Origin of the sequence: Blastopirellula marina (assembly GCF_002967765.1) — a bacterium.
In the GTDB taxonomy this organism is placed as follows: domain Bacteria; phylum Planctomycetota; class Planctomycetia; order Pirellulales; family Pirellulaceae; genus Bremerella; species Bremerella marina_A.
The window spans coordinates 313,255-339,950 of the sequence record NZ_PUHY01000006.1; the positions used below are offsets into that span (position 1 = coordinate 313,255).

A 26,696-nucleotide genomic window follows, 5' to 3' on the forward strand; every position below is an offset into this window, starting at 1 on the left:
TTATTGTTGTGAACGCGATTGACGATTGCAAACTCATGTTCCTCGCCCAAGCACTCGACGTTCCTCAAGTGTCGTCCTCTGGCAATACTTCCAAAATCAGCGGGCGGTGGTTTGCAGAGTTGGGCGTCAGCCGGACGCGTGCTCTTCGGCCAATCGGCACCATGAAGAATCCCAGCGGGCGATGCATACGTCGGACACTGCGGCAGAGAATCTCGTTACCATCTTCCAGCTTGACGACGACACAGCCGGCATCGGTTCCAATGATGGTTCCGAATGCTTCCTGTGGTTCCATGTTGGTCCTTTCTTCAACCAAACGCTTGCTCCAACGATCCTCTTCGACTCGGTTCGTGGCCGCTATTCAAGATGCTGATTATGACTTCTCAACCGATTATCGCCCTTTGCTATGAGGCGAAAATGCCCTTCCTCGTCCTCAAAACCGTGCTAAGTTTCGGTGGAGACAAAGGTCTCCTGCTCCTTCGACACCCACCTTTATTTGCTGACCTGGAGACCTTTCCTCATGTGTGATTCTCACTCGAATTCACGTCGTACGTTCATGCGTAACACGGCTTTGGCTGCTGGGGCTTTGGGCTTGAGCCCGCTTTCGTCCCTTTCGGCCGACACCAAACCGACGTCGCTGGTCCCCGACGATATCTTGTCGGAACTGGTTGCTGGCAACATCCGCTTCGCCAGCGGAAAGCCCACCGTCGAGCCTCGTACGCCAGCCGACTTCGCGCGAGACGCGCAAGGTCAGGCCCCGCCTGCGATCGTCCTGGGCTGTGCCGATTCGCGTGTTCCGCCAGAGATCGTCTTTGACCAACCGGTCGGTGGCCTATTCACTTTGCGAGTGGCTGGCAACATGATAGGTTCCGGCCCGATTCTGCTGGGCAGCGTCGAGTTCGCCGTCGCCGAACTCGGTGCCCGCGTAATCGTTGTGATGGGTCACAGTTCGTGCGGTGCTTGCCGGGCGGCGATCGACCACATCGATAACAACGAAACCCTGCCAGGCGCGATCGAAGGCATGGTCGATTACATTCGCCCGGTCGTTCGTCAGGAACAAGGCAAGCCCGGCGACAAGCTGGTCAACGTCACCAAAGCCAACGCTTTGTACAACGCCAAGAAGCTGGCCAAGACCGGGAGCATTATCCCCAACTTTGTCGATAGTGGCAAAGTGAAAATCGTCGGCGCCTACTACAACCTGTCAACCGGCGTTGTTGATTTCCTGGATGCCTAATCGCTCGCAAACTTGACCGCTGGGGACCTGTTTACGCCGATCCCCAGTTGGTCATTCTGCGATGCGGGATCTCGCATTCATAGAAGACATCGCCATAGGCTGCGAAGCCATGCTTGGCATAGAAACCGATCTTGTCTTCTTGCGAGTTCAAAAAGACCTTCTCGTGCCCTGCTTCGCTTAAGTGCTGCATGATAAAGGCCATCAGCTTGGCTCCCACCCCGGTACCACGCTGCGACTTTCGCACGGCGAACCGCGAAATCCTGGTCGCCTGATCCCCGTGAATCACCCGCGCGGTGGCGACGACGTTTCCCTTGTAAATCGCAACATAGTGCTGTGAGGTCGGGTCGAGCGCATCGTATTCCTCTTCCTCCGGAACGTTTTGCTCCAGGACGAAGACCTCGCGCCGAAGCCCCATGGCCAGGTTGGCCAACTCGCTGAAAAAGGGAACCGGCAAAATGTGAACGGTGCTCATACTTACTTCTTCGTTGCTCTCCCGCCTGCCAAGCGATGCCAGGCAGCAATGCGGAAAACATCTGGTGCGGAGATCGGCATTGGAAAAAACGTCAAGTGATGGCTTACGACGTTGGTTTTAGTATATTGATTCGTTGCTTTTCTCCCCACCCCCACGGACTGCTCCTCCGAGAACCGCCATGCCCGAAAAAGACTTCGCGCCGATTGAGAATGACTACGCCTTTTTCATGGCCCATGCCACCGAAGCGGAAAGCGACATCGTGGCCTATCAGCGTGAACTGGCCGACTTCCTGCTCGACCGCACTTCGATTCGCATGCTCGACTTCGGCTGTGGCAACGGCGACTTCTCGGCCCCGCTACTCAACGCGCTAAACTTGCCGCCCGAGGTGCTGTATCTTTCCCTCTGCGAACCGGTCACCCATCAGCTCGATCAGGCCGCCGAACGTGTAGCCCGGTTCAGCCATCACTCGGTCGAAACGCTTGAGGACGTTTCCTCGGCCAAGGATCAGCAGTTCGATTTAATCCTCTCGAACCATGTCCTGTATTATGTCCAGGATCTCTCGCAAACCATCGGCGAGATGCGCCGCACCTTGCAGCCGGAAGGCAAGCTGGCGTTTGCGATCGCCAATGCCGAGAACGTGATCGTCGCCATCTGGAAGGCTGGCTTCGCCCTGATCAACCAGCCGGTGCCGTATTACATGTCGGAAGATGTCCAGCGAGTCCTGGCCGAACAAGGCTTTGCCGTCCAAAAGACGGAAGCCAAGTTCCAAATGCGTTTCCCCGATTCGGAAGAGAACCGAATGAAAATTCTTCGCTTCTGCTTCGGCCACCACTTGGAAGGCATCCCCTTGCCACAGCTACTCGGCATGTTCGATCCGTATCAACAAGACGGAACCATTGTCATCGACACCTACAGCGATCACCTGCTGGCAGAATTGAAGCCGGAAGGTTAAACGCGAGATACTACCACAAACAAAGAGTCCTAATACCTTACATTAGTCCTAGAAGTAATGCCACCAATAAACTGTGCACATCGCCATTAGATCTCTATGTATCGTGGGCATCCTATGCTTTCATTGTGGTGCTTTTATTTTTCTGCGCTATGGACAACCAATCGGAATTCCTTTTTTGGGATCACAGGCTGCCATCATCGGAGTTTGGGTTGCAATTGGCAGGCAGGATATACGACTAAGAATAGCTGTCCTTTTCGGTTCCTGTTTCTGGCTCGACTTGTCAATTGAAAATGTATTATTTTTTTACCCATGGTTGGCCGGTGGAATCGGGATGCTCGTTGGTTTGACAGGAGCTATTGCCTCAGTGATTCAATATTGGACAGTACGCACCGAGAACAATTGGCAGTACAGCGTCTATGACTTGCTGACATTCTTGTCGATGTCCTGCATCTGGATATTTTTCTGGGGGAATGATGTCCTTGATATGTTTATGTCAGTCGACCACATCTACTACATAGAAGATGTCACTTATGGGTTAGCAATGACATCGTTGTGCTCGATAGCCTGTTACTGTGTTGCAGTTGTGACTATTTATCGCAATGCCTGCATTGCGCGTATTGCGATGCACTCGGCAATAATATATGCATTAGTTGCCTTTCTGTCTATAGTGCTTTTGTGCATAGGAAATACTTGCAATATCGTCTTACTAAATGCTTTTACCTGCATTATTGTGTATGTTTCCGTGCTAATGATTGTAATAACATTCGGAGGACCAAAAGAGAACGAGGTTAAATGGCACTGACAGATGTACGAGCCTGTCTGAGCGGGAGAAAAGGTGCCATTCGTGTCAGGACTATTTTCCGTTCTCTACTACCGATCAAGTGGCTTGTACATTGGAAGACCCGCGTCAACCAAGCCATGACGGAGCAAGACGCCGATGCGATCCGACAAGGCGCCCCGACCCAATCAACCGCCCGCAGCTTTAGCTTTAACCTGAATTACCCCCAACCACGCAGCAAGCCGGAGAGGGCGACTTCTAAATACAAACAAAGAGTCCTGACACCTTAAATTGACCCCTCATAAAGACAACGAGGAAGATTTAACAAATCTAATGCACCATACACAGATGGATCGCCTGCATAGATATCACAGTAGTACATTTCCGATATATCTCCACAGTCAAGGCTCCGGCAATATTGCAAATTGCAGCAGCGCTCCAGAAAACGCACTTCACCGGAATACACTTTAAAATCAACACCGTCCTGGATCAGTGAACCGGTTCCATGCCTGACTCGAATACAACTGAACATCGAATCGCGGTCATCGGGAAACCGTCCTTCAAAATCATTTCCTTCCGCAAGTATTTCCGCCCTATCCAGAAGTACTTTTGCGATTCTTGACACTACAGTATCAACTTCTGACGTTGCAGGATCTCGCGTAATCCAGTACTCAATTTGAACCTGAAGTGGGGCTCGTACGACGCCCATGCCCTGGGAATCAAGTTCCTCGTGGAACATGGATTTATCCAGCTTCTCCTTCCAAATAAAACGACGAAATATATCACGATTGCTCTGTGTGCGATACACGCCAATGCCTCTCCAGTCTTCAGGTGACTCATAATATACTGACATAACATGCGACCCAGCATCCATGCCTGCCACGTCAGCAGATTTACCCGAAAAAATATAGTTTGGGCCTTTAGCAACTGACCGCATCATGGCCATGATATAGCGCCAACGAAATACTTCGTCCATTTCTGTACCGTTTTATCGTTTCACTAGAATATTGTCGTTATTGATGCCTGCGCACATAAATCAACACTGCTACTGGCTGACTTGCCACGAATCTGAGACGTCCTCAAGTCACTCCTTATGGATTGGCGGCGCCGTCGTCAATACGTCTTAACGCAGTCTCTAAAATTCTGGCGACGAGCAGAGCGAGAAGATGTTTCTCGAATTTGTTCTCTTGGCAATGTTTTCGTAGCCAAAAAACTCATGCCACACGTGTTAATTTGTCATATTCCCATGAACACCCATTAGCACCGAACTCATCGCGCTAATGCTGAAGGTCCGCTCTTTCAGGGCGGCTTGTACACAATGCCTGCTGGCTACCTCGCCAATGAGGCGTCAAGCCGCTCATAAACGATTCGACTTTCCGACGCTTCACGTAACCTTCATTCCTTCGGTTTTCCACCGTCATCATCGGGCGATATCCACCGGCAAGCGATCCTTCTCGCCTCTACATGACCAGTGGACTCTAGATTTCCGACTTCCACACCTGCCGGGAAAAGGCGCGACCCCGATCAGCATCTTCAGCGAACAGACTTTTGGGCATGATGACCAGGGAGGGCTTGCTCATCGGTTCTATCGCTTCGAGTTTGTTCCGGCCGTACCCCCAGCTATAAACCGCTCCGGCTAGCAGAAACTAGCCCACCAGGACACAGATCGAAGTTTCACGAAACTCCTCTCGCTTGCTGCCGCTTCGTTCTCTAAAGCTAAAGTAAAGGTCGGTCAAAGTTAACCCTAGTCCCGTCGAATCGATCGCTTCTTCTTCCGCTGAGGCGAACACCTTAACGATTCCCGCCAGCTTAGCATCGGCGATTTTGGCAAGCCGCGAGCGATCAGAACAGCGATTGAGCGTCGCGCAAACGCCTGGCACAACCGATCGTTTCTCGAAGCTAGTCCTGAAGCATCGACAATCTCGATGATGCTCGACAGGTCGTCCTCAAATAAACCCGCATGCTCACGCAGGTCATCAATTGCTGCTGAGTATGCCACACGGGTTCGAGCGAATAAGGGCGCATGGAATTGGCGGCCAGCTTCATGCTAAGCTGAGTTACGGCAATCAGGCTGCTCTGCTTCGTGCTCATGCCTGATAATTTAGCGCCAGGCAATCGAAAAAGGAAGATTAGTTTTCAACAAGGCAATGACAGTTCTCCGATGCTAACTGCGATCAAGATTACATTTGAGCCCACGATAGTGATACTGGTAGCCCAAGATGATGATTCGATCAAAGTGCTCACTGACGGTGCTCTAGTTGATCTGCCTCATTCGAAGGTGCGTACATTACTTCACACTCCAGCTTGGGAGAAAGCTGCCCTGCGCCCTCTGTTGTGGGCATGGAAGATGGTAAATCAGCAAGGATACTTTGATGGACTTCAATTTGATTTTGCTAATTCGGCGGAGGAGGCCGTTTCAAGAGTCCAACTACTTGTGGTGGGAAGTGAATTCAAGGTTGCAGCTTGGCCGATTGATCAGGCTTCCACGGCTTGAACACTGGTACGCATGATGGTGGCCGCATGGGCTTCTTGCTCAAGCGTCGAATTGGCAATATGGCTAAAATCGTATTTGATCGTCCTCTTGATGTGCATCGGGAACAGGACAGAAAACGACCGTCCTAAACATCTATCGCAATAAACACCAGTAAAGAGTCCGGACACCTTAAATTAGCTCACGCTTTCAGGAAAAGTCATTCAATGATGTTCTGTCGTGATCGTTCTTGTGTACATGTAATTGTATTACTGAGCTTGACGCTAGGGCTTCCGGGCACAGTCCTGGGATCTGGTCGTGCGGAACTGGTGTTAACTTACGGCAAGTCAGGGCTGCCGCGATCTAACGTCTTTCATAGTGGTGAAAAGATCTTTGCCACATTGCGACTCACCGGCCTGCAAGACCAACGCCCGTACACCGGACAAATTGAAGTCACTGGCTCTGTAATCGATGCCAACGGGAAGGAAGTGTTGCGAGTTGCCAAAGAGCGTGAGAATTATCAACAGGTTTTAGGTGGCGACTCTGTTGAAACGACGTTGGTCATCGACAGTGATGGCGAGGAGATCCCGCCCGGCGAATATTCATTATTCGCGAGAGTAAAACACTTGCGTACCGGGCAGCATTTTGACGTGCGCCATGGCTTCACCTGGAAAGCCATTGAGAAGTTTGGCACTGATGAGTTCTGCTGGTTCCTTGACTTGGAAAGGAATTATCCCTCCGGACCACTACTTCAGACTGGCCGACTCCATGTTCTTGCATACCGCAACGTAGGGATGACGTTTAATGATCGGTCCTTCGGGATCGAAAAACAAATGAAGCTACTTCGACCAAGCGAGCAAGTGGCAATCGGACAAACGGCTGTTTTCGAGAACTTGAGGACCGTCCCAGGAGGAGGGAAGCTACCAGAGAGGGCTTGGTCTGGGACGGGATTGAAATTCTCTAGCTCTGGCGATTTCAAGATATCGGTAGAATTCAAAGATATGCTGTCAGGAAGTACTGCCCTAGACACGATCCCAGTTAAAGTGGCGGAAACGGATGCTGTTAGCAAATCCAAATCTCTCATGTTTCTGACGAATGGGGCATATGGCCCACGCAAGCAAATGGATTACTTCGCAGGAGAGGATGTCACAGCAACGCTTGCGTTCGAGGATCCTGGGAAGGGATCGATTTCAAAACAAGTTCTAAGTGCACACTTCCTTGATGAAGATGAAAAAACCATTGGGAAGTTCCCCCTGGGCAATTTAGATGCACTGAGCGGATTCGCAGAGTCGTACTTCGTGGAACACGTCAGTATCCCAGGAAATAGGTTCGTCAGTTCTCTCGAGAAGGTGAGAGATGTCAGAATTCAGTTGGAAGGGCAAAGCGATGGGCGAAAGACAATTCTCTCGGCTCCAATCCGTTTCCAACCAATTAGGGCTCTGGCGGCTCTCAACGTTAGCGTTAAAGCGGACGCTCAGGGCAAGATCCCCGCAGGGCAGTTTCTGACCGCTGGACAGATCTACTATCTCAACTGTGATCTCGCGAAATTCCAGATCAAGGACTACGCAATCAACTTAACCCACTCCGTCAAAGCATTTACAGAGCAGGATCAACCGATCGCCGGCACAGAACTTGTCCTTGAACACAAGCGAGAGCTAAGTGTCTCAGAAAAATTGAACGGAAACCTTCCAGTCTCAATGCAGATCTCACTCAACCGTCCCGGTAAATTTCTCCTGCGGTCAACCTTCACCGACCACCTCAGCGGCCAAACATTCACGAGCGTCCTGCCGGTGGAGGTAGTGAGTCCATTTCAGTTTTACAAAAAGAACTAAACGTCCGGCCAGCCGCATCTTCGCACCGATATTAGCCTAATTCGTCCTTGCGCATGTTAATCTCACAATAAGTGTTTGCATGGCTGAGTCCTGGAATGAAAAGGTGTGGAGAGAAATTCAGTCGCAAACAAGGCTTCCCCTGACCCAAACACAGCATCGTAGTTCCGAAGGCAACTTCCTATGTCGATATTTGAAGAGATCGAACAACTTCAGAATGACTTGGATGCGTTTATCGCTGGCGGACAGCCCGAAGCGATGGTTCGTGCCGCCGAGTCTAAACTGGACGGGAGAAAAGTGTCAGGACTATTTTCCGTTCTCTACTACCGATCAAGTGGCTTGCACGTTGGAAAACCCGCGTCAACCAAGCCATGACAGAGAAAGATGCCGATGCCATCCGTCACGCGATCCGACAAGGCGACCCCGACCCAATCAACCGCCCGCAGCTTTCGCTTTAACCTGAATTCAACGTTCCATCCACGCAGCGGGCCGAAGAGGACGGCCTAAATACAAACAAAGAGTCCTGACACCTTAAATTAGACCATCCTTGATATTAGGGCCATGTCCCAAGTGAGTGTCCGGTCACAATTCGCAAGCCGCTAACGCAGGATGAATTGGCAAGCCCCTGGCCATATTCGTTGTCTTGCTGGTGGACAAACTCGTCGATCTTACCAATTAATTCATTTAGTTTTCCAGGAAGACCACTAGGGGAGTCAACTTGAATGCGCACCTTAGTACCAACAGATTCAGGATACTTCTTAGCTAATCCACCATCTACAACAGCATCAAAAGCATCAAGGATATGATCTTGGATCCGAATTAAGCAATCATTCCAATCCACCTCACCACTAGGCCATGGACCATCTTCTAAGAGGTAAAGTACAAACTCTCCTGTATCGGCGTCTTCAGTGATGAGATTAATTGAAACATTGTCTGACATATCAAAACCTATCCTCATTGAATTTGTCCAAAATGACGGGAACCCGTGGCTCAAGACCTGCTTGCGCGGCTCGCTTTCCCCTTGGAGTAACCGGTTGGCGATTTTTTATTGCTTCTTTGAGTTCCTTCTGGTTATCGGAAAGCTTTGCAGACGGTCCATTCTTCGATTCTCGGACTCTGCTCTTACCTGCCGAACTCTCAGTAAGTAAATCGGGACGTGAACGGCTCTGTAGAAAACTCAAGCCCACCAGAGAATCATAACATTGTGAGTCAGCACCATCAGGTGCAATTCTTTGTGGTGACTTGAGTCCGTTTTGTCTCGGACGAAGTTGCCTTGTCTGCGCTTGAGAGAAGAAAAGGTGTCAGGACTATTTTCCGTTCTCTACTACCGATCAAGTGGCTTGCACATTGGAAGACCCGCGTCAACCAAGCCATGCCGGAGAAAGATGCCGATGCCATCCGTCACGCGATCTGCCGAGCCGCCCCGATCGGCCCCAATCAACCGCCCGCAGCTTTAGCTTTAACCTGAATTCAACGTTCCATCCACGCAGCAGGCCGAAGAGGGCGGCTCTAAATACAAACAAAGAGTCCTGACGCCTTAAATTAATCCTGGCGCGATGCCGCCACTCCGAGGTGTGCGTCACCAGTCAGGGGCATGCGGACTTCGCAATCAGTAATCTTTTTTGACAGGCAAAAACTTGTGGATTTGCATAACACAGTCGAAAAATTCGGTGGTTTAGAGCCAATTGACGGCGAAAACTTCACACCAATGCCAGAATCCGAGGTTGAAGCAGTTGAGGTGGGATTGGGCCTTCGACTCCCGGATCCTTATCGCAAATTTCTTTTAACATTCGGGGCGTGCAGTCCAAAGGAGATCGTAGTTTACGACCCAGTATTGAGATTGCCATCAGAGATATCCACCAGTGGTAAAGGAAATCTTGCGATCTTCTATGGGGATGAGAGCGATGTTGATGATGCGTACAGTATTCAGCGACGCATTCAAGTCTTTTCTGGTAGGGTACCTGCCAATCTTATTCCAATTGCAGACAATGGGGGTGGAAGCCAGATTCTACTGGGAATTAGCGGTGAGGAGGCAGGTAAAGTTTACTTTTGGGATCTGAACAATGAGCCTTTCGATGAGGAGGACTACATGGAGGATTATGGAATGGCAAGACCACCTGAAGCGATGTTCGAAAACGTCTACCTGATCGCCCAATCATTCGGGGATTTTCTAGAGCGTCTTGAGGTCATCGACGGTTGAAATAACATTGGGACAAGAAAAAGTGTCAGGGCTGAATGGCACCTTAAGTTAACCCAAACATAACTTCGTAGTTCCGAAGGCAACTTCCTATGTCGATATTTGAAGAGATCGAACAGCTTCTGAATGACTTGGATGCATTTATCGCTGGCGGACAGCCAGAAGCGATGGTAGGTGCCGCCGAGTCTAAACTGGGTGTCTCTTTCCCACCTTCTTTTCGAGAATACCTTGTACGATGGGGCAATATTAGTTGCGACGACCTCGAATACTACGGGCTAACTCGCAATGGCGATTTTGATAAGGGTGGCGTTCCGAACTGCGTATGGTTCACCATGAGCAAGAGAACGACCGTTGGCCTGCCTCACAGCTTGATCGTTTTTCGCAACATCAACGACGAAGAGTACCTTTGCATCGACACCGATCAGGCTTTGGACAACGACGAACGGAAGATCGCGATCTGGGACAACATCGAACGCGAAATTTCTCAGACACTGGACGTAAACTTTGCTGATTTTCTGCTAGAAGAATTGACGGAAATATCAGACGATGCGTGAGGGAATGATTCGTGAATGGGCGAGAAGAATCTTTCTACCACCTTTATTCTCCCACAAACCAATTACCCATAACTTGCCAGCAAGTATGAACAGCTACCTTGCGATTACTATTGCGCATACTACATTCTTAATATTTTCTTTATGCCATAGCGGTACAGATTATCTCTATGCACAGATGCCTCCTAGCATCAATGCCCCGGGGAAATTAGCCAGAGGGAACGAACGTCAAGATAGGCCTCGCACGCTAGAGAAAGTGCGAGGCATTGACTTTGTTACCGAGGTTGAAGGAATCAAGGGCTTGCAATTTACAGGCAATGGATCGAACTTGATTGTCGAGACCATGAGCCAACATAGCGGTTGGCCAATGAGGTTGTACTATTTGAACGCCAGCAATGGCAAGTCTGTATCAATCGCCGATCCGTTAACTGGACTGCGCGGTGCTGTTGGATATTCGGATAACCGATGCCTCTGGACTTTGGAGAAGGAAGGACATCTGCTCATCGAAAGCCTGACTGTCGACCCAGACGGCATGATAGACATGCGTGTCAAGCATTCCATTAAACTCCCAGAACCTGAGCGATTTGACAGCGTCGTTGCTGTGTCTTTAAAGCAACGCTTCTTTGTTGAACGATCAAAAGATGAAGAGTTGAGGATCGTCGATCTTAAGTCCGGCCAAACCAAACAAGTACTGGAGATGAATGTCCGGGTTGAGGCTGTGGCACTGTCCGAAGATGGTAAGCTCCTGTCTGCTTGCGGTATGCCGATTGCTGCTTGGACGGAACCATGGCAAATGGCGAATTCAAATAGTTCGTTCGTTTTTGTTTGGGATACCGAATCTGGCAAACTGATCTACGAGCGAAATCTGGGTTATCGTGTCTTTACCACGAAGTTTAGCAAGGACAATTCGCTCGTCCTTTGTTCCGGCTGGGAAGATGGTCACGAAGGGGATATGGAGGTCCCGATTGGCCATGTGGATGTGGTTGAACCGAAGAAAAACGGCTGGAGTTCCCATTACCTAACAGACTCGTACATTCTTTGCGCCGACTTCGTGAATCAAGATGAAATCGTGATCGGCCTAGGAAATGGCCGTGTTCAGATCCTTGACTATCGCCAAGGAAAGCAAATTACCGAAGTGCAAGTAAACCCTTGGCATGTCAGCAGTATCGCTGTCCACGGCGACCTGTTGGCGACGGGGGCGGAGACCGGAGAAGTCAGCCTCTGGAGATTAAGTCATAGCAAAGCTGAATAGTTTGGTAGTGGAAAGAAAGGGAAGTACTGCTCGAAAAAAACGGGTTAGAACGAATGGCACCTTTCCTATTCCACTTACTCCATCTAGTCAAATCTCTGCTTTTCCAATTTCCGCTAGGAATGCGGCGAAGCTGTCGGCAATGACCACCCTCGCGTCTTTGTTAAGGTGACTCAAGTCAACTTGCTTGCCGAACATTCTTCTAAGCTCTTTCGAGAAAGGCGTGCGGTATCCTTACCGAACATTGAGCCCTGCCACCTACGCTTCTCTATTTTCTTTCCTGCGGCTCTTGAAGTTTCTTCCTAATTCTTTCACAAATCGATTGACTACTTGTGTAGTCATCCTCTACACTCCGACTACACGAGTAGTCACACAAGGCGAAAAGCAATGCCGAAGCGCAAACCTCTGGGCAAAGTTGAACTCGAATTGCTGCAAGCAGTCGAACAGCTGCAGCCGGTGTCCGTTCGAACTTTGGCGGAACATCTGGCGGACAAAACAGGTCAGGCCCGGACCACCATCTTGACAACTCTCGAACGGTTGCGGGCCAAGGGTTGCGTGACGCGACGTTCCATTAAAGGGGTCAACCACTACTCGCCACGCGTCGCGGTATCGGAACTGTTACCTCGCATTGTGGATGACTTCGTGCAGAAGATGCTTGGTGGATCTGTTTCTCCTTTTGTCGCTTATTTACAAGACCAGAAGGAAGTCGATCCCGACGAGTTGGCTCAATTGAAATCGTTGGTGGAAGATCTCGAGGCCAAGCAGGCCCTAAAGGAAAAGAGGAAGAAGAAATGAATGGCTTTCTGACTCAGTTCCTTACCGTTTGGCTCGAAACCCTCTGGCGGATAACCTGGCAAGGTACCGTTGTCGTGCTGATTGCCTTGCTGATCGACTACCAATGGAAGTCGATGCCGCCAATCTGGCGAAATTGGCTGTGGCGATTGGCGTTTCTCAAGATTGCTTTCGCGATACTACCTCTCTCAATTCCACTTCCGCTGCTTCCAGTCTCTGCGGAGCCAACCGCACTTACGGCAACAAGTGATTTCATCGACGTTCCGCTTTCAGCATCTGCTTCTGATACGTTTCAATCCCCTCTTCCGCCGTTGAAGCTTCTCTTATTTTCAGCCTGGGTCGTCGGCTTCACCGCTTGCGCGATTTCAATTTGGGAGAGTGGCAGGCGAGTCCGAAAAGAACTTCAGAAGTCGACCTCCACTCTGGCAAGTAGCCTGCTCATGCAGAATGTACGAGCGATTAGTCACAAGTTAGGCCTAACGGTCATTCCCGAGGTTCGGCTGGCATCAGGATCGAATAGTCCCTGTCTACTTACCCGAAAGAAGCGATCGATCATTCTTCTTCCGGAGCGGTGGCTTGAATCGTGTTCGATGTCCGAGCTGCGATTGTCTCTGACCCACGAACTCGCGCACTTGGCACGTGGTGATTTAGCGTGGAATCGTTTTTTGGTTTGGTCGCGTGCGGTGCTGTTCTTCCATCCTTTGGTTTGGATTGCTGTGCGACGATACCTGCTGTCTCAAGAAATGGCCTGCGATCGTATCGCGATTGCGGAAACGGGTGGGAATCGCGGCGAGTTCGCGCGTCTTCTCGTACAACTTGCGGAACACGCTACGGCAACTCCTATGAGCACCGTGGCGATGACAGGGTCAACTTCTAGTCTCAAGGAAAGGATCGCGTCGATGTACCAGGTACACTACAAACCGACTAAGTTTATCGCAGGGGCGATGACGGCAATGGGAGTTCTAAGCCTCATTCCATTTGCGATTGCCCAACAGCGTGAGCAAGCCACAACGAACCAAGATTCGGGCGGGCCGAACGTGTCTGTATCTGCGAGCGCGTTTTCTCGCGGGTCAGGATCTGCGGACGGCATGGGGGCCGGAGGAGGCATGGGAAGAGGGAATTCCGACGGGGATTCGCGGGGCTTTGGTTTTGGCGGCGCTATGACACGTTCCAGGTCGCAGTCGCGCGGTGGAACTTCGATATCGATCAACACGAATCCCACGCCAGGGGCCCCAAAACCGGCCACTCTGTCTCAAACGAATCTTGAGAAACCCTCAAGGATGAAACAATCGATGATTTCGGGGAATACAGGTGGTAATGACGCGTGGACGCGAACCACCGAAGCAACGCTCAATGGCGACAACATAACGATTGTTGAAAAGCCCAATACCATTTCGTTCACACTCGAGCATCCAGATGGAACGAAAGAGGTTTTTGTCGCAAACGACCTACGCGATTTGGCGCTTCAATCCCGCTCAGCGGCCGCGATCTATCGTAAGCTATTGAAACCAACATCGACTGCCGGCAACAACACAGGAATTGCCGCCAGTCCGGGAAATAGCATGCCGCTTGACGCCCGCGTTCTGCTGCGGCAACAACTTCAGTCCATGAAAGACGAACAAGGTTCCCAAGGTGCGGCGTTCGATCTTTTGCTCAATGAATTAGACGCACTTGGAAGATAACGCTACGCATTATCTCAATGCCCCTCGTGGCCTTCCGCGAATACAGATTGCGCAAGGCCAAGGCCTGAGCTCGAATCGTGGGAGACAAGCTTCTCAGAAGAACAATGAGCTCGGCACCTATTCTTCACGATATAAGCCTAAAGCCAGCTTGCTCGCCCTGGCTTTAAATTCAGCCGTTAGGTCGACTCTGCAATAGAATTTCCATGCCGTACGTCGCGATCATAATCAGGACGTAGCAGGCAATAGCGGCTGCCAGTAAAACGCCAAACAATTTCTTCTTCGACCAAGAATCGAGGCGAAAGTACGCCAGTACGTTCGTCCGAAAGCAGTATCCCAACAGTGAGCCCAAAACTACCAGTGGCACGCCCGACTGCGTCAAATGAAATGAGACGAAGTTTCCCATACCTATGGAATTCAGCACGTTGAATCCTAACTGAATCACGATCGACAGCAAGCTTAGCCAGTAATAGATCGTCGCGATCCACCACGCCCAGGTGGCACCCCAAGCCATTCCGACGCCAGAACAGATAAACAGGACGGCGAGAGTCGTCACCCAAGCCATCGCTAGTACGGGACGGATCGCGATACCATTGATCGTGGTATCGTGAACCGTTTCGGCAAACAGAAAACTGAAGCCCAGCAGGAAAAGAAAACCGCCAAGCGAATGCAAAACTGCCAGGATGGTAATTCCCAGCGGACGCTTGGCCGGAACGGACGAAGCTTGATCGGCATCTACTGCGGCGGCTGTGGTAGTCGGCGACTCGAAGGGATTCTCTGACATCGCCACCGTTTTCTTTGGCGGGTTTTATTGGCTGCGCGCTGGAGATATAGCAGCGGGCTTGGTCGGGTATACGGGCTAAACGTTGCTCATGATCAACAATTGCAAGCTCATCCCAATTCCGAACAGCACCACGAACAACAGAAACGTGATCCCGCACAGGATGCCAAACAGCTTTCCTTTCGATTGGTTGTGGAGCGCGAAGAAGGTGAGCACGTTGTCTTTAAACAGGTACGAGACAATCAGCCCGGCGATGACGGCTCGGACGCCATACTTGGTATAGACTTCTCCCGGGGCGCCTCCCGGGATCTGGCCGAGGGTCGACATGCCGATAATAAACATCAGAAAGAGTCCGTTCCAAAGTGCGCTCAGTGAGTAGCCAACGCCTACCAACCACCAACCCCAGATCTTGCCCATCCACAGGCCGACCGCGCTGACCAGGATTAGTCCCCCTATCCCAATCATGAAACCACCGATGGCGATTATGGGAACCCCGAGAACAGAAGCTGCGGCTTGGTTTGCCGCGATCGTAGCAAACATCAAGACGCCAACCCCGGCGACGACGATTGCGGTGATGACCACGAACACCACGAGGATCACCAGCCCGATCGGTCGCTTCACGGGCCCACTGCTCGGCTCTCTAACGTAATCCGTCGTATCAAGTATGGGAGAATCGTACGGGTTATCAGTCACAATCAGTACTCACTATCGCTAATTGAAAACGCCCTTGGTCCATGATCTCTATTCGCCGACATTGACTACTAGAGCCGCAAAAACGATCTGCACGATCAGGAAGTGGGCAGCATACAGCCCTAGTGTAATCCCTGCGAGAACGCCAAATAGCTTTCCCTTCGACCAATTTTGCAAGCGAAAGTAAGCGAGCACGTTGTCTTGGAAAAGATACAGCACGATCAGCCCTGCAATGAATGCTCGCGTGCCGTTTTTGATGTACGAACTTGATAGAGCTTCGGCTTGTGGATTCATGACGGTGACAATCATCATCCCTGCCACATTCAATACGACGCTGAATGCATAACCAGTGGTCCCCAGCCACCAACCCCATGTTGCACCGATCCACATTCCAATTGCTGCGGCGAGGATGAGACCGGCCAAAATGAAAACGATTCCGCTGGTAAGAAAAATCACCCAACTCAGTGTTTCGCCTAGCCCTTCCAACTCGCGGACCTGAGAAGGTACTGACAGAATATTTACACAGATGAAGATGCAAAGCAGCACGGTAATCCCCAACAGCACCACGAGAATAGAAACCCCAATCGGTCGCTTCACAGGCCCACTGTTCGACTGCTTAACGTAGGCCGTGGTATCAAGATTTGGAGAGTCGTACGGATTATCGGTCACAGGCTGGCACCAAGTAAGGAACATCGAAAACAGAATTCACCATTGAATAGCGCCGCAGGCAGCGTTCTCGGAATTCACAGTTTATCGATCGCCATTACCGAACGCCACTCAATTGACGTCAACCTTGACGGCCCGCAGGTAAGGAAGACAAAAGAGTCCGAGTAGCAGCGTCTGCCCGGCAAGAATGATCCAGTCAATTTGCCAACGCTTGGCCACCAAACGATGCGTTCCTGAGTGAATAATATGGTTCGATGGAATGGGCTCTTCCGAGAAGATCGCACCGAGCCACTGGTAACTTGGAATCGATCCGTAGTGGCTCCGGTCGCGCGCAGAAATCAGCGGATTAAAAGGTTCCGCCGGCTGCCACGCGCCCACCTCGGCCAGTGGTGGAAAGAGAAACATCACGGCTAATACAGCAACAAAGAATTTCGCCGTCTGCTTCTTAACCGTTTCCGGATCTTTGTGCGTGCGGTGACGAAATCCAAAGAAGCACCACACAACGATCCAAAACATCGTCAGCATGGCAATCAGCATAAGAGCAAACAGAAACAGAATGCCCGCGCCAACGGGCGCGATCATCGCGAGACTGGCCATGAAATCGGCTCGTGGAAGATCGGTGGAAGCGGAATCAATCTTATCTCAATTACCGCGATCGTAGCCGTCAGGCAACCGACTGTTCGCAGAAGACGCGAAGTCGATGGTGTGATCAACCAGCCAGCAGACTTCGCAGGCTGTCGATTACCGCACGCGGATCACGGGCCTGGTTCACGCAGCCAGAAACGGCCACGCGGTGAATCCCGGCGGCGGTGACTTGGGCCGCGTTGTCGGCAGTGATACCGCCGATCGCGAACGCCGGCAAGGTGATCTCTGCGGCGACTTCCCGTAAGAAGTCGAGGCCTGGGAAATGATCGAACGACTTGGTCCCGCTGGGGAACGTTGGGCCGACACCGATGTAGTCGGCTCCATCGCGGATCGCTTGCCGGGCTTGGTTGATGTCGTGCGTCGAGACGCCGACCAATTTGCCGGGTCCCAGCACCATACGGGCCTGAGCGACGGTAAGTTCCTCTTGACCGACGTGAACCCCATCGGCGGAAACAATGCGGGCGATGTCGGGACGATCGTTGACAATAAACTTCGTACCGGTGCCAACCGTTTGTTGACGAAGACATTGCGCTCGGGCGACCAAGGTGCGGTCGTCCAAGTTTTTGTCGCGCAGTTGAATGACGTCCGCTTTCGCATGGAGAAGTTTGGTGACCAGTGATTCAAAAACCGGCTGACTGGCCTGGCCATCGATTAAGACGTAAATCGCAACATCCGCAAACGTGTTGCTAGCGGCGATCGTCGTCATGACCATCTTTTCAAGCGAATACGACTGGTAACGCGCCTGTTCGAACGCCGTGGCAGCCGCAGAATCGATCAACTTGGCGTGTTCCTCCAAGCTTCGCAGCGCTTGCTGCAGGCGTTTAAAATTGGCGGTAAGCAAGTCGTGCCAGTTGCTGCGTGCTTGTTCCAGCTTTCCTTGCAAGGTGGTTCCGACATCGCCGAAGGTGTCGCGAGATTGGATGGAAGTCAGTCGATCCAATTTTTTTAGCGTACTGTCCAGTTGGTGACGAAGCGATTTCAGCTCGGTGGTCAGGTACTTGTCGTTTTGCCCATAGCGGACGAAATCTTCAATCACACGCAGCCCTTCGCTAGCTCGGTTCGAGGCCGCGTCGAGCGTTCGCCAGAGCGAAATGTCCATCGCCGGCGGGAAGCCGTGCTGGTCAGGATTATGCGGATCAGTCATATCGATTTCGATGATCGGGATTGTTCACGTTGCCGCGAACCTGTCGATTGGGCGGAGTTTTAGGGGCCAAGTGGCGGGGACAACTCGTGGAATTACCGGTTGGTAACGATTGCCGCACGACCTCAGTTTATCTAAGTGAAAGCCGCCTGCCGACTTACCTTGCTCCTCCTGGAATCGGAAGTTACAATTCCCCGGCGTTTCCTAGCGGGAGGTGCGTAACTGCACAGTCACTTTCCGCACATTTCAGGAATAGTAAGGATGCTATCAACGCCATGGATTACGTGCCTGTGGCCGGGGCTCAGCGAGCTTTGGTTGCGGGGACGCTGGACAGGACTGGTTTGGGCTCTAGGATTCACGTTGCTGCTGAACGCGGCGCTTGTTTCTAAAGGGGTTTGGCCAGAGCTAGGAAACGTCTGGATCCGTAGCGGACTCTGGTATTTAGTTCTCGGCTTCTGGCTGGTTAACAGCGTATGGATGGGTGCTCGGCTCGCTTCGGGGAGTTGGGATGCCGTCGACGCCACGATTGACCAACTTTTCCAAACTGCCCAGACCTCCTATTTAAAAGGTCAGTGGTATCAGGCCGAGGCCGTTTTACTACGGCTATTACGGCGCGAGCCTGACGACGCCGAGGCGCTCCTATTATTAGCAACGCTGAAGCGACATACGAAGCAATTTGAAGAAGCGCGAGAGATCCTCGACCGACTCGAGCGTCTCGATGCCAGCAGACGCTGGTGGTTTGAGATCCACCGTGAGAAGCAGCTTCTTTCTGAAAGAGAAGAAGGGGAAACGGAGGCCCAAGCTGACGCATCAAACACTTCAGCACAAAACTTGGGTGAACAAAACGCGGAGAGAGGCAGACCCAGCCTACCGGAAGCCGCGTAATTGTGAGACAACATAGAGTTGGGTAGACAGTAGCTGAGGCAGTCGCCAACTCGATATGAGGACGGATGACCATGTACGAACGATTTACTGATCGTGCTCGGAAGGTGATGCAGCTGGCCAATCAAGAGGCCCAGCGGTTCAACCACGAATACATCGGAACCGAGCACATCCTTCTGGGACTCATCAAAGAAGGAAGCGGTGTCGCTGCCAACGTATTGAAAACGTTGGAAGTCGACCTGCGAAAGATTCGACTGGAAGTGGAGAAGCTCGTCCAATCGGGTCCCGACATGGTGACCATGGGCAAGCTGCCACAAACTCCGCGGGCCAAGAAGGTCATCGAATACTCGATGGAAGAGGCCCGGAATCTAAACCATAACTACGTCGGTACCGAGCACATCCTGCTGGGTCTCTTGCGCGAGCAAGAAGGCGTTGCCGCTCAAGTGTTGATGAACTTGGGTTTGAAGCTGGAAGATGTCCGCGAAGAAGTGCTGAACCTGTTGGGTCACGGCATGGAAGGGGACAGCAGCCGCGAAGGGCGTGGCGAACCGGGCGGTGTTTCCGACCCAGGTGGCAGCCCCGGCAAAGGCAGCAAGAGCAAGACCCCTGCCCTGGACAGCTTCGGTCGCGACCTGACCGAGTTGGCCAAGCAAGGCAAGCTCGACCCAGTGATCGGCCGCCAACGCGAGATCGAACGAGCGATTCAAGTCCTCTGCCGTCGTACCAAGAACAACCCGGTTCTGCTGGGTGAAGCGGGTGTCGGTAAGACCGCCATCGTCGAAGGTTTCGCGCAACGCGTGATCGACGGCGACGTGCCGGAACTGTTGGCCGAAAAGCGAATCGTGGTGCTCGACTTGGCGATGATGGTCGCCGGTACCAAGTACCGCGGTCAGTTTGAAGAACGAATCAAAGCCGTGATGAACGAAGTTCGTCGGGCAAAGAACACGATTCTGTTCATCGACGAATTGCACACCCTGGTCGGTGCCGGTGGTGCGGAAGGTGCCATCGACGCGGCGAACGTCCTGAAGCCAGCTTTGGCTCGTGGCGAAATCCAGTGCATCGGTGCGACCACCCTCGACGAGTACCGCAAGTACATCGAGAAAGACAGCGCCCTGGCTCGTCGTTTCCAGGAAATCCAAGTCGACCCAGCCTCGAAGGACGAAACCGTCGAGATCCTCAAGGGTCTGCGAGATCGGTACGAAGAGCACCATAACGTGCAAATCACCGACGACGCCATCGTCGCCGCGGCCGAATACTCGGATCGTTACATCACCGGACGCTGCCTGCCAGACAAGGCGATCGACGTGATCGACGAAGCAGGTGCTCGCGTGCGGCTTCGCGTGATGACCCGTCCGCCAGATCTGAAAGAGATCGACGAAGAAGTCGAAACCTTGAATCGTAAGAAGGAACAAGCGGTCGCCGACCAAGACTTTGAAAAGGCGGCTTCCTTGCGCGATCAGGCCGACAAGCTGAAGAAAAAGAAGGAAGACATCGTCAAGGAATGGCAGGCCAAGAGCCGCCAGAAAGATGGCGTGGTCGACGAAGAAGTGATTGCCGAAGTGGTCAGTAAGATGACCGGCATTCCGCTGACACGTATGAGCACCGAAGACAGCATGCGTCTGATGCAGATGGAAGATGTTCTGCATAAGAAGGTCATCAGCCAGGACGACGCCATCAAGGCGATCTCGAAGGCTGTTCGCCGTAGCCGCAGCGGTTTGAAAGATCCCAAGCGTCCGACCGGTACGTTTGTCTTCGCCGGTCCAACCGGTGTGGGTAAAACGTTGCTGGCCAAGGCCTTGGCGGAATTCATGTTCGGTGACGCCGACGCCCTGATTCAAATCGACATGTCCGAGTACATGGAGAAGCACAACGTCAGCCGTCTGATTGGTGCCCCTCCGGGATACGTTGGTTACGAAGAAGGTGGTCAGCTGACCGAGAAGATTCGTCGGCGTCCTTACGCGGTCGTCCTGTTGGACGAAATCGAAAAGGCCCACCCCGACGTCTTCAACATGCTTTTGCAAGTGATGGAAGAAGGCCGCCTGACTGATAGCTTCGGTCGCAACGTCGACTTCCGGAACGTGATCTTGATCATGACCACCAATGCTGGTGCCGGTGCGATCAAGAACGAATCGGCCTTCGGCTTCCAAGCCCCCGATGAAGGTGCCGAGTACGAAAGCATGAAGGTCCGCGTCGAAGAAGAAATCGGCAAGGTCTTCCGTCCCGAGTTCATCAACCGTTTGGACCAGGTCATCATCTTCCATCACCTGACGAAGGAAGACTTGAAGCAGGTCATCGACCTGGAACTGGCCAAGGTTCGTGAACGCCTGGAAGAACGGGGTTACAACCTGGTTCTGACCGATGCTGCCAAGGACTTGATCATCCGCCGCAGCAACCAGTCGGACAAGGGCCAAGATTTCGGTGCTCGTCCGCTACGTCGTGCGATTGAAAACTCGATCGAAGATCCGCTGTCCGAAGAACTGCTCAAGGGCGAGTTCCAAGGCATGGACACCATCACGGTTGATGCAATCTTCAACGACGAAGGCAAGGCCGTCCGCTTGGACTTCAAAGGTTCGCTGCAAGAGCCAGCCGACACCGAAGAAGCCGTCGGCGCCGGTTCCGGTGGCGAAGGTGGCGAATCAGGCGGCGATGAAGCGTAACACTTCGCTGACCTAACTTAAGCTAAATAACAAAAGCCCCGCTTCGGATCGAAGCGGGGCTTTTTTCGTTGGCAAGCATGCGAGAGGAAGAGAATTGTGCGTTCCAGTCCTGACAGCGTTTGTTCCCCAGCTTTGATGGCATTCCCGACTTGGCAACACTATATGCCGCCGGCTTGTCTTCGCTAAGTGGGCTACGCAGTCCACGATCTTCTAATGCAATTGATCGATAACTTTTCTTGCTTCCTTGGACACCACTTTATCGCGATGGTTCGCCAGATGATGCAGTATTTCCTCTGCCTCTCGAGATTGAAAATACGCGAGCGCCTCAACAATGTTGACGGTTGGATTTGGAGTTGCCTTCTGGTCTATCCAAAAAGCCGGTAACATTTCCCACGCCCTTGCAGGGGCCCATCGCGCGATGACTGGCAGCATTTGGCTCGCAAGGTAAAGTTTCCCAGCGTCTTTTGACCTTTTGCATGCACTCTCAACATTGTTAGCCAGTTCGGGAAAATCAACACGAAGAAGAGCGTACTTCAGCTTTGACTCAAAGTCACATTCACCGTAAAGAGCGAGAATCTTTTGGTACAACCGGACCTGATCACGGTCTCTTCGACCACAGTCACCAAACAAATAGACCGCGTGTGCAATGCAGTCAAACACATTGTTATAACCATATATCCTATGTGGATCACATACGCCCTGCTTATCTATTCGCGTGTCTACAAGACACTCAAGTGCGTCAAACCCCTTGTCGTCACCCCATGCCGCTAAAACAATTGCAGCCTTATAACTGATTTCAAGATTGCTGCACCCTAATGCCGCATGTAGTACATCAATTCGCTCAGGAACCGGGCTCTCCATCAATTGGACTTCGTCAAGCCCAACAAGCTGGCCGTCATCATCGGCGTACAACGCTGCGAATATCTGTTCTTCTCCTGGACTCGACATTTCTTAATCTAATTTCTCGTTCCAGCCTGATAGTAGGGACAAGTAATGGTGCTATTCAGTCCTGACACCTTAAATTCCGATATCGCTGGGATTAGCATACAAGTGCACAGCGGGATACTTGTCGTTAAAATCGGCCGAAATACGGTAGCCCGTAAGCCACAACTCGAGTAGTGGTGCAAAGGGGTTCGGTAGTTCCCTAAATCGCTTAAACTGATACCGATCAACTGGCCAAACATCCTCTGTAACAGAAAGGTCAAGTCGCTGTGCAACGCGCCAACCTTCCCAGGCGGCTAACGCTCGATGTACAAGCAGTGGCATGCGTTCGCTTGGCATACCTATTCGATAATCCTTGATATCAATACCAGCCGAATCCAGACACAAGGTAAGAGTCATCCCTATTGCGAAGAATGACTGTCCAAGACCTGTTGTTTCAAAGGGATATGATTTGCGAAAGGCGTTTTCAGTGAGATACCAGACAACGCCGCCACTAAAAATCGCTTGGAATGGAGCTAGTCGCTTAGCGAACTCACAAGCAGCCGACTCTGCATGAAGTATGCCATCTTCGTCGGCTGCGATTGCAATTACCATTGCCAGAGATGTCGGTCTCACGGCTGGGCTGGGGCGGTCACTTGGCTGAATGCAAATGCCTGGTTCGTGGGGCCCAAAACGACGATGCGAACTCGAAAACAAATCCGGCCCTACAATTCCCGATTCAACTACTTTTTGACATGCTAATTCTGGATCATCGGAAGCGCGTATCACGGTAAGCACTTCCTGAAGTTTCGGCCGAAGCGGGCGGTCAAACCGTTCCCGAATTAAACAGTCGAGCGTCACGATTGAAACGCCAACGTCATCACAAAACATCTGCCGGCCTGACTTGATGAGTGACCAATGCACTAGGACTCTTTTCGATTCTAGTATCCGCAGCGTTCGACTAATCGAGGCAAGATAACGTGCCAGGATTCTTTTCGTTTCCCTGATGACTGGTAAAGAAATCTTCTTTGGTCATCGCCCTTCTTCAAATGATCTTGCCTGATCACGATTGTAATCGACCATAGCCAAAAAGAACTCATCGAAATCAGGGTAGCTGTCGATCAATTGCCCTGCTAACCAAAAGACTTCGCCCGGCTTGCTAGAGTTCTGCCGGCCAATAGCAATCACGTCGATATCGTCTTGGGATACGCCGATTGGCATTACCTCATTGAGAGACAATCCACAAAGCGGACGTAGATCTTCCAACGATTCAAGCAATTCGTTCGCTTTTCGGAGCTTTTCGCCACAAGTCAAGTCGATTGTGCCAAATATGTCCGTTGCATGAAGTATCCCCTGCCATCCATTAGCGAAACTAAGGAAAGCTCGATATCCCGCGGCAATTCGTTCGCCAAGTGACTCTTCAGCAACTTTTATTTCCAGTTCGGTCGCTGCTACTTCTGGGAAATGAAACGACCATAAGCCTTCCGTGTCGAGCTCAGCAACCCGTTGTTTTACCAAGAAGGCAATACTAATTTCCTTTCTCCAGTCGACGATCATTTCTAAAAATCACCTTGATAAATAAAACGCTTCGGTTGGTATCCAATCGGGTAGTTCTGGAGGAAACAGTGTCAGAACTCTTTTCGATTCTAGTATCCGCAGTGTTCGACTAATCGAGCTCAACCCATTAGCTTCGCTCGCGCACGCTAACCTGCCCACTGCCAGTTTCTGCCAGGCGGTCCAGCAGTGCGGCTCGGCCGTTCTCCATGGCCCATTGCATCTCTTCGTTGGTGATCACGGTGGCGACCAGCAGTTCCATTTTGCCGCCAGGAAGTTGCATTCCTTCCGGCAGGGGCGGCTTGGCTTTGGCGATCAGTAGATTGGCTTCGTCGCCACAGCCGACTTGGATTCCTTCGACCGTCAGCCCGTCGAACTCTTCCACGCGGCCGAGGATGCCGGCGTCGTTTAACAGTTCCGCGCCGACCGCCCACTGCAACACCCACAGCGGCCACTCGGCGTTTTCGCGTGCTACGATCAGTAGTTCGTAACCATACCCGGCGGCTCCTTCGGGCGTTTCGGCTGGCTCTTTCGGACCGAGGCTGGTCGTGGTTTGGGTTGGCCTCCCCTGCTCGTCACAGGCTTCATCGCACTCGATCAGCGTGGTCGTGGCGGGCATGTCAGGATTGGTCAGGCCGAAGGTCGTGTAGACGTACGTTCCTTCCCCCAGCTTGGTCGCCGGAATCACGTACAGTCCGCCCCCAGGCCACACGCCGAACAGGTGCCCCAGCTTCAAGATATCATCCGGCAGCGGACCGAAGTGCTGCTCGTAAAACTTGGCCCGCGCGTCGTACACTTCCTGCCAATACCGGTCGTCCGCCTCTTGCTGCGGATCGCTGGGGCTGCCGGAAGAGGTGAAGAACGATTTGATTATCGCAAGTAAGTTCATCGATATCAGGCAGGTAAGAAGTCAGACAAGAGAAAGCCGATGCGGACACGAGCGATTCATTATACGGCATCTGCCTGAATGATGCCGACGACCACCAAAGCAAGAAGACACCAACAAGGGGTGGCTTCCTGCAAGCTCGTGTTTCAATCGGTTGGTTACGATTAGAAGTCGATCTTGCCACGCAGACCCAAGACGACCGCCGTGTCGTTCGCAATGATGCCTGGCTGAATCACCTGAACGTCGGTCGTTAGGTGGAACCAGGGCGAGATGGCGGCGTTGTAATAGATTTCGCCACCTTGCAAATCTTGCAGCGGGGTCAGAATGCTGACCGTGTCCTGGAAATCGGAATTCAGTGCGTTGCGGAAGTAACCGATACCAGCTCGGTCGTCCGGGCGACAGGCAAACGGGCCGAACTTTTCGATCGAGATGCTGGTGGTCCATTGGAATGGGCTGTTGTCGACGTCAGAGAAACCGACGTAGCCGAAGACGCTGGTGTGTCGCTTGCTGTTGCATGGATCGGACCATAGCTGCTGCTGCCCCAGGTAGCCAGCCACCCAGGTACCTTGCTTACGAGCCGGAGCGACCCCAGCGCCAGGAACGACAATCCAGCCTGAGGTATCGTACGAGGTGTATTCCCCGGTTGCGTAAACACCAACAAGCGTATGCGAGCCTGGTTTGCCCCAGAAATCGGTGTACTTACGAGCAGCGCCGACAATCGTCACGCCGTTCGGAAAGTCCATGCCAACCGTCGTCGGGCTGTTCTGGCTTTCAAAGACAAGCAGCGCCGCTTCTACGCCTCGGTCGCCTGCTTTGATGATCCCTGCCCCGTTGGTGACCAGTGGCAAGCTGGGGACCACATTCATAGGCAGCATCATCGACATATTCATGAAACCATCGACGCCGCGACCGTACTCAGGATAAAAGGTTTGCCACAGGTCGAGCATGTTGATGCGACCACCAGTCAGTAGAAACCCACCGCCGATTGCTTGCGTGTACTGCAGGCTGGTCATTGCATAAGTGGGATCACCGATCTTTGGCAATAACATCGCGGTATTCACCGGCGAAAGCCCTGTCGCATCGAGAATGGCATTCTGACCGAACTGCCAATCCGCTGCGTGAATCTGAAGCTGACCACCTTCCCACAGTCCCATCTTGCCCGTATCGACGTTAAGGTACAGATCGAACTTATCGCCGTAGCGGAAGACTTCGCGATTACCGCCACTGGACGGGCCTTGATAGAACTGCGTGAGCGAACCTTGGACGGTGATCCCGCATTCAGCCAAGCCACTGCGATGCCCATACCAATCGCCCGTCAGCTGACTTCGATTCCACAGGCAATTATGCGAAGAGGCCATGCCACAACAATCGCCGCACGACGGAGCGAAGTCGCCACAGGAAGTTCCGCACGAGACATCGCTGGCGATGCCGTCGTAGTACGAAACGTTTTGCACCTGAGAAGCGTCGTCGAAGATCGATTCTGGAAACTTGCCTGGCTGCTGCGCGGCGGCGGTGGTTACCATCCAGCCTGACAGGGAAGCGAGCATCAAGTACTTGGCAAACGTCCTACGCATGATGCCTCCAATGCATCAAAAAGAACCGAAATCCGGGGCACTGATCCGGAGAGAATCAGTAATCGTATCGACGCGCGATCGAGCGGCGCTGAATGAAGC

Annotated in this window: 27 protein-coding genes; 12 read left to right on the forward strand and 15 right to left on the reverse strand. The window is 52.1% G+C overall.

Annotation, left to right across the window (positions count from 1 at the left end):
• Positions 1 to 64: 64 nt before the first annotated feature.
• Complete coding sequence (locus C5Y83_RS09295) at positions 65 to 292, reverse strand: hypothetical protein (protein WP_105329395.1); 228 nt, start codon at positions 290 to 292, stop codon at positions 65 to 67.
• A gap of 225 nt (positions 293 to 517) precedes the next feature.
• On the opposite strand from C5Y83_RS09295, the gene C5Y83_RS09300 reads away from it, so the two are divergent.
• Complete coding sequence (locus C5Y83_RS09300) at positions 518 to 1,231, forward strand: carbonic anhydrase (RefSeq protein WP_105329396.1); 714 nt, start codon at positions 518 to 520, stop codon at positions 1,229 to 1,231.
• Between the two features lie 31 nt (positions 1,232 to 1,262).
• Here C5Y83_RS09300 and C5Y83_RS09305 read toward each other — a convergent pair whose 3' ends face one another.
• Positions 1,263 to 1,703 carry a GNAT family N-acetyltransferase gene (locus tag C5Y83_RS09305; protein ID WP_105329397.1) on the reverse strand — a complete coding sequence of 147 codons (441 nt, stop codon included), beginning with the start codon at positions 1,701 to 1,703 and terminating at the stop codon, positions 1,263 to 1,265.
• A 178-nt stretch (positions 1,704 to 1,881) separates the two neighbouring features.
• Between C5Y83_RS09305 and C5Y83_RS09310 the strand changes: the two genes are divergently transcribed.
• Positions 1,882 to 2,655, forward strand: a complete 774-nt coding sequence (locus tag C5Y83_RS09310; protein WP_105329398.1) for a class I SAM-dependent methyltransferase — start codon at positions 1,882 to 1,884, stop codon at positions 2,653 to 2,655.
• A 1,064-nt stretch (positions 2,656 to 3,719) separates the two neighbouring features.
• Here the strand turns inward: C5Y83_RS09310 and C5Y83_RS09325 are convergent.
• Together C5Y83_RS09325 and C5Y83_RS09330 are read right to left on the reverse strand one after the other, a co-directional pair.
• Entirely contained in the window at positions 3,720 to 4,409 is a 690-nt protein-coding gene (locus C5Y83_RS09325; protein WP_105329401.1) for a hypothetical protein, read from the reverse strand.
• 670 nt (positions 4,410 to 5,079) lie between these two features.
• Positions 5,080 to 5,313, reverse strand: a complete 234-nt coding sequence (locus tag C5Y83_RS09330) for a hypothetical protein (protein WP_105329402.1) — start codon at positions 5,311 to 5,313, stop codon at positions 5,080 to 5,082.
• A gap of 209 nt (positions 5,314 to 5,522) precedes the next feature.
• Here C5Y83_RS09330 and C5Y83_RS09335 point away from each other — a divergent pair, with 209 nt between their 5' ends.
• The 3 genes from C5Y83_RS09335 to C5Y83_RS09345 all read left to right on the forward strand — a co-directional run bounded on the left by C5Y83_RS09335 (position 5,523) and on the right by C5Y83_RS09345 (position 8,107).
• Complete coding sequence (locus C5Y83_RS09335; RefSeq protein ID WP_146117724.1) at positions 5,523 to 5,927, forward strand: DUF6334 family protein; 405 nt, start codon at positions 5,523 to 5,525, stop codon at positions 5,925 to 5,927.
• Positions 5,928 to 6,130: 203 nt separating this feature from the next.
• Entirely contained in the window at positions 6,131 to 7,735 is a 1,605-nt protein-coding gene (locus C5Y83_RS09340; protein ID WP_105329404.1) for a hypothetical protein, read from the forward strand.
• A gap of 180 nt (positions 7,736 to 7,915) precedes the next feature.
• A complete protein-coding gene (locus C5Y83_RS09345) occupies positions 7,916 to 8,107 on the forward strand; it encodes a hypothetical protein (RefSeq protein WP_105329405.1) in 192 nt (63 codons plus the stop codon).
• 178 nt (positions 8,108 to 8,285) lie between these two features.
• Here C5Y83_RS09345 and C5Y83_RS09350 read toward each other — a convergent pair whose 3' ends face one another.
• Positions 8,286 to 8,672, reverse strand: coding sequence for a hypothetical protein (locus C5Y83_RS09350; protein ID WP_105329406.1), 387 nt, complete (start codon positions 8,670 to 8,672; stop codon positions 8,286 to 8,288).
• Positions 8,673 to 9,326: 654 nt separating this feature from the next.
• On the opposite strand from C5Y83_RS09350, the gene C5Y83_RS09355 reads away from it, so the two are divergent.
• The 5 genes from C5Y83_RS09355 to C5Y83_RS09375 all read left to right on the forward strand — a co-directional run bounded on the left by C5Y83_RS09355 (position 9,327) and on the right by C5Y83_RS09375 (position 14,203).
• Positions 9,327 to 9,932, forward strand: a complete 606-nt coding sequence (locus C5Y83_RS09355; protein ID WP_105329407.1) for an SMI1/KNR4 family protein — start codon at positions 9,327 to 9,329, stop codon at positions 9,930 to 9,932.
• Positions 9,933 to 10,021: 89 nt separating this feature from the next.
• The gene (locus C5Y83_RS09360) at positions 10,022 to 10,483 is read left to right on the forward strand and encodes an SMI1/KNR4 family protein (protein WP_105329408.1); all 462 of its coding nucleotides are present in this window, start codon (positions 10,022 to 10,024) and stop codon (positions 10,481 to 10,483) included.
• Entirely contained in the window at positions 10,476 to 11,732 is a 1,257-nt protein-coding gene (locus tag C5Y83_RS09365) for a WD40 repeat domain-containing protein (protein ID WP_146117725.1), read from the forward strand. The genes C5Y83_RS09360 and C5Y83_RS09365 overlap by 8 nt, the downstream gene beginning before the upstream one ends.
• 384 nt (positions 11,733 to 12,116) lie before the next feature.
• Positions 12,117 to 12,524, forward strand: a complete 408-nt coding sequence (locus C5Y83_RS09370) for a BlaI/MecI/CopY family transcriptional regulator (RefSeq protein ID WP_105329410.1) — start codon at positions 12,117 to 12,119, stop codon at positions 12,522 to 12,524.
• Positions 12,521 to 14,203 (forward strand): M56 family metallopeptidase, encoded by a 1,683-nt coding sequence (locus C5Y83_RS09375; protein WP_105329411.1) that lies wholly within the window; start codon positions 12,521 to 12,523, stop codon positions 14,201 to 14,203. Before C5Y83_RS09370 ends, C5Y83_RS09375 begins: the two co-directional genes overlap by 4 nt.
• 169 nt (positions 14,204 to 14,372) lie before the next feature.
• On the opposite strand, the gene C5Y83_RS09380 is transcribed toward C5Y83_RS09375, so the two are convergent.
• The 5 genes from C5Y83_RS09380 to C5Y83_RS09400 all read right to left on the reverse strand — a co-directional run bounded on the left by C5Y83_RS09380 (position 14,373) and on the right by C5Y83_RS09400 (position 18,126).
• A complete protein-coding gene (locus C5Y83_RS09380; RefSeq protein ID WP_105329412.1) occupies positions 14,373 to 14,984 on the reverse strand; it encodes a hypothetical protein in 612 nt (203 codons plus the stop codon).
• A 75-nt stretch (positions 14,985 to 15,059) separates the two neighbouring features.
• Positions 15,060 to 15,602, reverse strand: a complete 543-nt coding sequence (locus tag C5Y83_RS09385; protein ID WP_105329413.1) for a hypothetical protein — start codon at positions 15,600 to 15,602, stop codon at positions 15,060 to 15,062.
• A 120-nt stretch (positions 15,603 to 15,722) separates the two neighbouring features.
• Entirely contained in the window at positions 15,723 to 16,364 is a 642-nt protein-coding gene (locus C5Y83_RS09390) for a hypothetical protein (protein WP_105329414.1), read from the reverse strand.
• A gap of 84 nt (positions 16,365 to 16,448) precedes the next feature.
• Positions 16,449 to 16,934, reverse strand: coding sequence for a hypothetical protein (locus C5Y83_RS09395; RefSeq protein ID WP_105329415.1), 486 nt, complete (start codon positions 16,932 to 16,934; stop codon positions 16,449 to 16,451).
• A gap of 112 nt (positions 16,935 to 17,046) precedes the next feature.
• The gene (locus C5Y83_RS09400; protein WP_233207174.1) at positions 17,047 to 18,126 is read right to left on the reverse strand and encodes a thiamine phosphate synthase; all 1,080 of its coding nucleotides are present in this window, start codon (positions 18,124 to 18,126) and stop codon (positions 17,047 to 17,049) included.
• A gap of 258 nt (positions 18,127 to 18,384) precedes the next feature.
• Here C5Y83_RS09400 and C5Y83_RS09405 point away from each other — a divergent pair, with 258 nt between their 5' ends.
• Both C5Y83_RS09405 and C5Y83_RS09410 read left to right on the forward strand, forming a co-directional pair.
• The gene (locus C5Y83_RS09405) at positions 18,385 to 19,008 is read left to right on the forward strand and encodes a tetratricopeptide repeat protein (RefSeq protein WP_105329416.1); all 624 of its coding nucleotides are present in this window, start codon (positions 18,385 to 18,387) and stop codon (positions 19,006 to 19,008) included.
• A 71-nt stretch (positions 19,009 to 19,079) separates the two neighbouring features.
• A complete protein-coding gene (locus C5Y83_RS09410) occupies positions 19,080 to 21,662 on the forward strand; it encodes an ATP-dependent Clp protease ATP-binding subunit (protein ID WP_105329706.1) in 2,583 nt (860 codons plus the stop codon).
• 210 nt (positions 21,663 to 21,872) lie between these two features.
• On the opposite strand, the gene C5Y83_RS09415 is transcribed toward C5Y83_RS09410, so the two are convergent.
• From C5Y83_RS09415 to C5Y83_RS09435, 5 genes are all read right to left on the reverse strand, one after another.
• Positions 21,873 to 22,610 (reverse strand): hypothetical protein, encoded by a 738-nt coding sequence (locus C5Y83_RS09415; RefSeq protein WP_105329417.1) that lies wholly within the window; start codon positions 22,608 to 22,610, stop codon positions 21,873 to 21,875.
• Between the two features lie 69 nt (positions 22,611 to 22,679).
• On the reverse strand, positions 22,680 to 23,198 hold the full coding sequence (locus C5Y83_RS09420) for a hypothetical protein (protein ID WP_105329418.1): 519 nt from the start codon (positions 23,196 to 23,198) through the stop codon (positions 22,680 to 22,682).
• A 417-nt stretch (positions 23,199 to 23,615) separates the two neighbouring features.
• A complete protein-coding gene (locus tag C5Y83_RS09425; protein ID WP_105329419.1) occupies positions 23,616 to 24,140 on the reverse strand; it encodes an SMI1/KNR4 family protein in 525 nt (174 codons plus the stop codon).
• 127 nt (positions 24,141 to 24,267) lie between these two features.
• On the reverse strand, positions 24,268 to 25,026 hold the full coding sequence (locus C5Y83_RS09430) for a suppressor of fused domain protein (RefSeq protein WP_105329420.1): 759 nt from the start codon (positions 25,024 to 25,026) through the stop codon (positions 24,268 to 24,270).
• A gap of 161 nt (positions 25,027 to 25,187) precedes the next feature.
• Complete coding sequence (locus C5Y83_RS09435) at positions 25,188 to 26,597, reverse strand: carbohydrate porin (protein WP_105329421.1); 1,410 nt, start codon at positions 26,595 to 26,597, stop codon at positions 25,188 to 25,190.
• Positions 26,598 to 26,696 lie beyond the last annotated feature (99 nt).